Origin of the sequence: Rhodococcus sp. F64268, assembly GCF_023015605.1 — a bacterium.
GTDB lineage: Bacteria > Actinomycetota > Actinomycetes > Mycobacteriales > Mycobacteriaceae > Rhodococcus.
Genome location: NZ_JALKAI010000002.1, coordinates 419,350 through 427,643, shown reverse-complemented (window position 1 = coordinate 427,643; position 8,294 = coordinate 419,350). Strand labels below are relative to the sequence as shown.

Sequence of the window (8,294 nt, the reverse complement as noted above, 5' to 3'; positions counted from 1 at the left end):
GCGAACCGGTAGACGACGCTGCATCGTGTGGGGGACGACAAGATCATTCGACGATGTGAGGCGCGTGCGCGCGGTGTCACCGACTCGGAAGTCCGGCGACTGGTGCGAACAGGAGCATGGACTCGGTTGGGCTCGGGTGTGTATATCCCGTCCGGCATCTACGCAGACGCAGACGAGCGAGACCGGCATTTCTACCGCGCGACGGCGGCGATGGAGAACTTCAGAGAAGGCACCGCTCTGAGCCACGTGTCGGCGGCCGTGATGCACGGACTGGAGACGTGGCAGATTCCGCTCGATGCCGTCCACGCGACTCGCAATCGCTCCGGTGGAAGTCGCCGGGGACCCGGGTGCGTGTTGCATTCGTCGAAGTTCACCGAGGATGAAGTGACGTCGAGGGTCGGCGTGCGTGTGCTTTCCGTCGAACGGACGATCACCGACCTTTCTTCGACTCTGTCGTTCGAGCAGGCTGTCGTGGTGGGGGACCGGGCGCTGAGGATCGGCGTCACCACGCTCGACGAGCTGAATCGGGCCATCGAGCGCATGGGCCGGCATCCGGGTCGTGCGAAGGCGGCGCGAGCTGTCCGTTTCATGAGCGACCGCAGCGATAGCGTCGGCGAATCCCGCAGCCGAGTCCTGATGATCGGTGCGCAGTTGCACATCCCGGAAGAACAGCCGGATGTGTTCGATGCGAATGGTCGTTGGTTGGCTCGTGTCGACTTCCTCCTTCCTGAGCATGGAGTGATCGGTGAGTTCGACGGGCGGATCAAGTACCGGCGTGACGGTGTCGCCACCAGGGATGCAGAGGACGTCGTCTTCCAGGAGAAGTTGCGCGAGGATCGGCTGCGGCATTCGGGATGGGTCGTCGTGCGGTGGACGTGGGCAGATTTGCAGACACCGGACGCACTCGTCACCCGAATCCGCGAGGGGATCGCACTGGCTGGGAGAGGGAGCGGTCCGATGGGGACGTTCGAGACCCGGAAGCTAGCAGGGCAAAAGTAAAGCAAGCAGCCCTGGTGGATGACCACCAGGGCTGCTTGCTTTGTACTAGGGCTGCTTACTTACGGCCGGGAGGCTTGGGGCCACCCTTGATCTGCAGTCCGCCGGGCTTGGCCTTCGGCGGAGCCGGTGCCTCCGACGCGGGCTTCGCCTCGGGCTCGGCGGACGGCTCGGGCACAGCCTCCGGAGCAGACGCGGCCTCCGGAGCAGGAGCCGACTCCGGAGCAGGAGCCGACTCCGTCGCCGGTGCTGCCGGTGCGGCCTTCTTCGGGCCGGGGCCCTTGAGTCCGCTCTTGAGCTGCAATCCACCGGGCTTCGCCTTCGGGATCGCGGTCTCCTTCGGCGCTTCGGCAGGAGCCTCTGAAACCGCAGCTTCAGGAGCAGCCTCGGGTGCAGGCGCTGCTGCCGGAGCAGCTGCCTTCTTGGCGCCGGGGCCCTTGAGTCCACTCTTGAGCTGCAGACCACCGGGCTTGGCGGTCGGGGGTGCCGACTCGGTGGCAGGTGCCGAAGCCTCGGCGGGCTCGGCCGCAGGTGCGGCTGCTGCGGGGGCGGCTGCCTTCTTGGCGCCCGGTCCCTTGAGTCCACCCTTCATCTGCAGTCCGCCGGGCTTGGCCTTCGGAGCCTCAGCGGCCTCGGCAGGCGCCGCGGCCTTCTTGGCGCCGGGACCCTTGAGTCCGCCCTTCATCTGCAGTCCGCCGGCCTTCGGCGCGCCCGTCGTCTTGGGTGCCGCGGGGGTCGCCGCAGCTTCCACGACTTCTTCGACGCGCTCCTCCTCGACGGCTTCGGCGACGGCCTCGGCCTCGACCGGGGTCTTCGGCTGCTGGACCACCTTCAGGTTCTCCGTGAGCTTGTCCGCCTCGACGCGTGAGATCGACTCGAGCATCAGCTGCGCGACGTCGACGACCTCGACACCCTCGCCCTTGCCCTCTTCCTGACGCGCGGTGACACCGTCCGTGAGCATCACGCGGCAGAACGGGCAGCCGGTTGCGATCTTCTTGGGATCGGTGCTCAGTGCTTCGTCGACACGGTCGACGTTGATGCGCTTACCGATCCGCTCTTCCATCCACATGCGGGCACCGCCGGCGCCACAGCACATCGACCGCTCACCGTGGCGAGGCATCTCGACGAGCTTTGCACCCGACGCCGCCATGAGCTCACGCGGAGCGTTGTACACCTTGTTGTGACGACCGAGGAAGCACGGGTCGTGGTAGGTGACGTCCTCGCTGACAGGCGCGACCTGGACCAGCTTCTTCGCCCGCACCAGGCGGTTGAGTAGCTGAGTGTGGTGGACGACCTCGTAGTTGCCACCGACCTCGGGGTACTCGTTGTTCAGCGCGTTGAAGCAGTGAGCGCAGGTCACGACGATCTTGCGCTTGCTCTGCTCGACACCCTCGAACACGCCGTCGAGGACCTCGATGTTCTGCTGCGCCAGCTGCTGGAACAGGAACTCGTTACCCGCGCGGCGAGCCGAGTCGCCCGTGCAGGTTTCCTCGGCGCCGAGGACCATGAACTTGGTTCCTGCGGTGGCGAGCAGTTCGGCGACGGCCTTCGTCGTCTTCTTGGCGCGATCCTCGTAGGCGCCGGCGCAGCCGACCCAGAAGAGGTATTCGTAGCCGTCGAAGCTCTCGGCGTCCTTGCCGAACACCGGGATCTCGAAGTCCATCTCGTTGATCCAGTTGAGACGGTCCTTAGAATTCTGACCCCAGGGGTTGCCCTTGTTCTCGAGGTTCTTGAACAGACCTGCGAGCTCGGACGGGAAGTCCGATTCGATGAGCACCTGGTAGCGACGCATGTCGATGATGTGGTCGACGTGCTCGATATCGACGGGGCACTGCTCGACGCACGCGCCACAGTTGGTGCAGCTCCACAACGTCTCGGTGTCGATGACGGGGGCGAGTTCGCCGGCCTCGACGAGTTCGGCCGATTCGCCGACGAGCTTGCGGCCCGCTTCGGCACGTGCCGCTTCGGGGATCTTGGCGAGTGCGGCTTCCTTGACGTTGCCTTCGCTGTCGACGAGGCCGACCTCGTCGCCGCCCATGTCCGTGCGGCCACCGGCCAGCAGGTAGGGGGCCTTGGCGTTGCCGTGGTCGCGCAGCGACATGATGAGCAGCTTCGGCGACAGCGGCTTACCGGTGTTCCAGGCGGGGCACTGCGACTGGCAGCGGCCGCACTCGGTGCAGGTGCTGAAGTCCAGCCAGCCCTTCCACGAGAAGTCCTCGATGCGTCCGGCACCGAGCGTGTCGGTGTCGGGGTCGACGTTCTCCATGGTGAGGGCCTTGCCCTTGCTCATCATGGGCTTCGCGGCACCGAGGGCGACTCCGCCGTCGTCCTCACGCTTGAAATAGATGTTGAAGAACGCAGCGAAGCGGTGCCATGCGACACCCCACGTGATGTTGCGGCCGACCACGTAGAGCCAGATCATGCCGGACATCAACTTGATGAACGCGAAGACCGACACCATCTCGGGGCTTGCAGGCAGAAGCTTCGCGAGATTCATCGTGAAGAAGTCGGTCGACATGTGGCCGCCGCCGTAGGTGGCGATCTTTCCGGCCTTCACGAAGATCATGCCGAGGCCCTCGATGAGGACGACTGCCTCGACGAAGTAAGCGGCCTTGAAATCGGAGCCGGTGAAGCGCGACAGACGTCCGGGCTGACGAGGGTGATTCAGCTGGCGAATGATGATCAGCACGACGATGCCGATCACCGTGCCGAGGCCGAGGATCTCGTCGACGAAGTGGTAGACCGCGGTGCCACCGATGAGAGGCCAGTGGAACTCGGGGTTGAACGTCTGGCCGTATGCCTCGAACCAGACGATGGCGCCGAGGAGAAAGCCGACCATGACGAGCCAGTGAGCCCAGCCGACGGTCCGGAACTTGTTCATTCTCGTGTGCGCGAGGAACTCGACGACCATCTGCTTGAAGCGCGGGAAGAAGGGGCGCCAGCGATCCGGGGCCGGTTGGCCGATCCGGATCGCGCTGACCATCTTCCACGCGCCGCCGATGAAGGAGTACCAGCACACGAGGCTGAGCAGCACGCCGATCGTGCCCAACGTGATCGTCAGGGCATTCATACGTGGCCTTTCGTGTCGGGGGCGGACAGCCCGCCTGGTATAAGCCTCCGCATCGTAACGCACGCTAAGTTACCCGCTGGTAACTAGACCGAGTCTACTCGTGAGTAACTAGGCGTTGCGGTGCTGAGAGCCTGTGCGGCAGTCACCGTATAGACGGGTAATTCGTCAAAACGAGCCAGGCTGCCCTTACCGCGCCACACTCGATATATGGCGCGGGAGCGCTTTAGGGCACGATTCGGCATCTATCAGGCGTTACCGGGATAACAAATTGTTCTGGTGTCGGTTATGATTTCGATCCGGACGTGACTTTCGGACAAAAAGAACGAACGTCGGGGGTTCGAAAGTCTCACGCTTACAGGGAAAATTGGGGGCGTCCTCGGGGCGTGCGCCATGTCACAGAACGGAAACACATGAAGCTAAGGAAGCTTGCCGCCGTAGCGACGATGACAATCGCCGCTATGGGAATCACGGCCGGAACCTCCTACGCGGCCCCGGCGGCCCAGGATGAGATCAACTACGAGTCGCATGTCGATGGCCAGTCTGTCGTCACCGTCATCGACGCGGGCGCATTCCAGGTCTCGGGCGACGGCCAGAGCGTCGAACTGCAGGACAACGCTGGCAACACCGTCGTCAGCCTGCCCCTCGCGGTTCAGCTCGGCGACATCCAGCTGCCCTTCGAGCGTGAGATCAGCGAGGACGGCAAAACCCTCACTCTGACCCCGGTCACCGATCTGTCGCAGGCGACTCCCGTTGCCCCCGAGGACAAGGTCGCTCCGGGTCTGACTCCGGTCGCGTTGAAGGTGACGGACGTTGCGTCGCCGGATGAGAACCTCAAGGCTCAGCAGAACTTCGCGTCGCAGCTCGGTATTGCCACTGCGGTCGGCGGCCTGACCGGTACCATCGTTGGCTGCATCCTCGGCACGATTCCCGGAACTGCGGTCCCGATCTTCGGCAACGCCGTCGGGTGTGTCGCAGGCGGTGCGCTCGGTGGTGTTGTCGGCACGATCTTGGCGGGAGGGCCGACGCTTGTTATCGCGGGCGTTGGCTTGATTCAGACGCTTACGGCTCCTCCGGGAACCACGCAGTACGCAAACTGACTTACGTCGACGAACGGCCCCGTCATCTATCGGATGGCGGGGCCGTTTGCGGTTCGACGTCAGCTCACCACAGCAGCTGAATCAAGAGGTTGATGGCACTCGCCAACACATCGGCGCTCCCCGTAACCGATCCGAACATCTACACGTCCTCCCTGTAATTCGCCGCCGATGCGGGGACATCCCCCCCATCGTTCGTTTTGCGGCCGAACGAGATTTCAGGAGCGTATCCCGGTTCGATCTTGGTGCCGCGTCGACACTCCGCTACCCGCATCCCAACCCGACCGAGTGGATGTGCAGGCGGAGAAGCGGCGTCAGAAAACATCGGTGCCCGCCTTCCGTGTGGAAGACGGGCACCGTGTGCTCGACGCGAGGGCTAGCTGGTGCGGATCGTCAGGCCCGGGTTCTCGGCGAGGATCGAGTTGATCGGCGTCGCGAACAGTTCGGGGGTTTCACCGAGCAGGCCACTGACGATGGTTGCGATCTCGCACATGCCGTACTGGCCGACGTTCGAGGCGCTCGAGATGCCCATGGCAAGGGTGCCGGTGACGAGTGTGCCGCCACTGTCGCCTTGGAGTGCGCACAGGTTGGTCGAGAAGCCGTTCTGCAGGACGCGATGGCCGATCTCGACGTTCTGGCTGGTGGCGGTCACGAGACCGCAGCTGTAGCCGGTACGCAGACCGGACTTGCAGACGGGTGTGCCGACGATCGGGTCGGCGGTGCCGGTGATCGGCAGGGGAGCCGCACCGGGCACGCGGACGCCGTTGTTCTCGAACCGGCCTTCGGCCTCGTCCGTCGGGCGGATGATCGCGTAGTCGCTGTGGTCAAGGCTGGTCTTCTCGAACTTGCCGAGGTGCTGACCGAGCGCCTCACCGTTCAGCTGGTACACATCGGACGCCCACTGGGTGCCTGCCTGGGCACGGTTGGGGTCGCAATGCCCGGCGGTGATGTTGACGGGACCGCGACGGTCCTCGGCGTTGAAGCCGAGCGAGCAACGCAGGCCCGTTCCCTGTCCGAGCGATGCGTATGCGTCACCGCCGAGCAGCGCGTCGGGTGCGGCCGTGCCTGCCACGGGATGCAGGTCTGCGGCAGGCTGCGGGGTGAGTTCGGCCGGAGCGAACAGCACCCGCACTCCCGACAGGAACTCCGGCAGTTCCAGTCCGGCGACGTTCTCGGCGCGCACGATGACGTCGTTGTTGATGACGTCGATGGCAACACCGCGAACCACATCGGCGATGGCCGGCGGCTGCGTTTCGAGCCAGTCGTTGAGGGCCTTCAGTTCGTCGTTGAGGGCGTTTTCGCTGTCTTCGGTGCGCTGCACGGCGAACCCGGCGTCCTCGGCAGAGGTGCGCGCCTCGTCGAACTGTTCGCCGTCTGCGAGCCCGACGGTGGGCGTGCCGTGGTCGTCGAGCCACACACCGGCGAACACGGCCGCGAACTGCTCCCGTGCCGTCTCTGCGAACCGTGCGAGGTCCTGGCTGCGCGCGGCGTCCTGCAGGAATCGCTCAGGGCTGATCTGAAGATCTCGATCCAACGCTTCGACGAGTTCGGCGGGCAGATCCGCGGTCTGGGCGGGAGCCGGGTCGGCCTGGGCTACCAGCGCCGCAGGTCCGATGAGCAGTGCAGCAGCCGAGCCGAGGACGGCTGCCCGACGTGCGAAGGAGCGTCGCATGGATACCTTTCTCAGTGACCTCCACGCGTGACGTGGAGAGGCCGATCGGAGCGGATCGGCGACACGATTCTATGGGCTGATGGCGGCAACCGGCGCGGATCGCCGGTTGCCAGTGTGTCGCATGTGACTTGTGTGATTATTCGGGTGCGGATGCTGTGCGCACTCGGGTTCCGGTGGCGTCCGTGATGTCGCCGACCGCAATCCCGAGGCTCGATGTCCCACCCGTGGTGGCGAGCACGAGGTTGGCCTCCACGCAGTCGGGGGCGCCCGCACTGTTCGATCCCGAGATCACGCCGAGCGCCAGGGTGCCTGTGACGATCGCGCCGCCGCTGTCGCCCGACAGGGTGCATGCGGTGGTCGCGAAGCCGCGGATAGTGCTGGCGGTGCCGTTGGCGTACATGAGCTGGGTCTCGACGTGATCGGCGGCAACCACGCCGCACGTGAACGACGACGACTGCCCGGACTTGCACACGGGAGCGCCCACCACGGGACGCGCGGTTCCGGTGACCGTCAGCGTCGAACCATTTCCACCACGCACCGTCGGGCGGTCGAGACCTGCGTCGACACCCGCCTCGTTGAGCGAGATGATCCCGTAGTCGAGGTTGCTGTCGGTGCCTGCAGTCGAATCCGTGAACGAACCGATCCGAACGCTTTCGTCGATGTTGCCGCGATTGGGCAAGTACACCGTGGACCCGCCGTCTTCGCGGGCCACCGCGTCGCAGTGACCTGCAGTGATGTTGACGGCATCGCCGTTCGCGTCGACACCGTTGAACCCGAACGAGCAGATGCCGATGCGCTCGAGCGGTGTGTCGCGCACGTCGCCATCGGCGGTGACGTAGGTGTCGCCGCCGAGCGGAGCCGGATCGTTGGGCGGCATTCCGGGCGACAGCTGCACCTGGATGTTCGCGATGAGCGAGGGCAGGTTGAGGGCTCGGCCGAGCGGGGAGTTGACGATGTCGACGACGATCTGGTTGTTCAGGACATCGATCGACGTGTTGTTGACCTGAGACGAGACCTCACGCGGCAGTGCAGCGACCCACCGGTTGAGTTCTTCGAGGGCCTGCTCGAGGCCGTCGGCCGAGATGGGTGCGACCGTGGCGTGGTAGCCGTCCTGCTCGGCCTGGCGCGCTGCGTCGCGGTTGGTCACGGCGACGACGGGGTTGCCGTCTGCATTCATCCATGCGCCTGCGAAGTCGGAGGGCCGTTCGGCGCGGAAGTCGCGCGCGTAGGTGTTCAGCTCCTGGGCGCGGGCTGCGCGCTCGAGGTACTGCTCAGGTGTGAGCCCGAGGTCGCGCTGCAGGGCCTCGACGAGTTCCGCCGGAAGTTCGGGCGTCTGGTCCGCGGGAGCGGCGTTCGCGGTTGCGGTCAGCGGTCCGATCAGCAGCACCGCTGACGCCGCAACCGTTGCGGCACGACGGATGGTGGTACGGACTGCGGCGCGCGACGCCGACGAGTGACGCAT

General features: G+C 65.3%; 5 protein-coding genes. 2 read left to right on the top strand and 3 right to left on the bottom strand.

Annotated elements, in window-relative coordinates; genetic code table 11:
* Nucleotides 1-27: 27 nt before the first annotated feature.
* Nucleotides 28-999, top strand: coding sequence for a type IV toxin-antitoxin system AbiEi family antitoxin domain-containing protein (locus MWU77_RS06470; RefSeq protein ID WP_247273210.1), 972 nt, complete (start codon nucleotides 28-30; stop codon nucleotides 997-999).
* Between the two features lie 55 nt (nucleotides 1,000-1,054).
* On the opposite strand, the gene MWU77_RS06465 is transcribed toward MWU77_RS06470, so the two are convergent.
* Nucleotides 1,055-4,066 carry a (Fe-S)-binding protein gene (locus tag MWU77_RS06465; RefSeq protein WP_247273209.1) on the bottom strand — a complete coding sequence of 1,004 codons (3,012 nt, stop codon included), beginning with the start codon at nucleotides 4,064-4,066 and terminating at the stop codon, nucleotides 1,055-1,057.
* Nucleotides 4,067-4,476: 410 nt separating this feature from the next.
* Between MWU77_RS06465 and MWU77_RS06460 the strand changes: the two genes are divergently transcribed.
* On the top strand, nucleotides 4,477-5,163 hold the full coding sequence (locus MWU77_RS06460) for an ammonium transporter (protein WP_247273208.1): 687 nt from the start codon (nucleotides 4,477-4,479) through the stop codon (nucleotides 5,161-5,163).
* Between the two features lie 373 nt (nucleotides 5,164-5,536).
* On the opposite strand, the gene MWU77_RS06455 is transcribed toward MWU77_RS06460, so the two are convergent.
* Nucleotides 5,537-6,832, bottom strand: coding sequence for a S1 family peptidase (locus MWU77_RS06455; RefSeq protein ID WP_247273207.1), 1,296 nt, complete (start codon nucleotides 6,830-6,832; stop codon nucleotides 5,537-5,539).
* A gap of 136 nt (nucleotides 6,833-6,968) precedes the next feature.
* Nucleotides 6,969-8,294, bottom strand: a complete 1,326-nt coding sequence (locus MWU77_RS06450; protein ID WP_247273206.1) for a S1 family peptidase — start codon at nucleotides 8,292-8,294, stop codon at nucleotides 6,969-6,971.

Coding starts and splice junctions, on each gene's coding strand:
- MWU77_RS06465 (WP_247273209.1), bottom strand. CDS start 4,066: ATGAATGCCCTGACGATCACGTTGGGCACGATCGGCGTGCTGCTCAGC.
- MWU77_RS06460 (WP_247273208.1), top strand. CDS start 4,477: ATGAAGCTAAGGAAGCTTGCCGCCGTAGCGACGATGACAATCGCCGCT.
- MWU77_RS06455 (WP_247273207.1), bottom strand. CDS start 6,832: ATGCGACGCTCCTTCGCACGTCGGGCAGCCGTCCTCGGCTCGGCTGCT.
- MWU77_RS06450 (WP_247273206.1), bottom strand. CDS start 8,294: ATGCGTCACTCGTCGGCGTCGCGCGCCGCAGTCCGTACCACCATCCGT.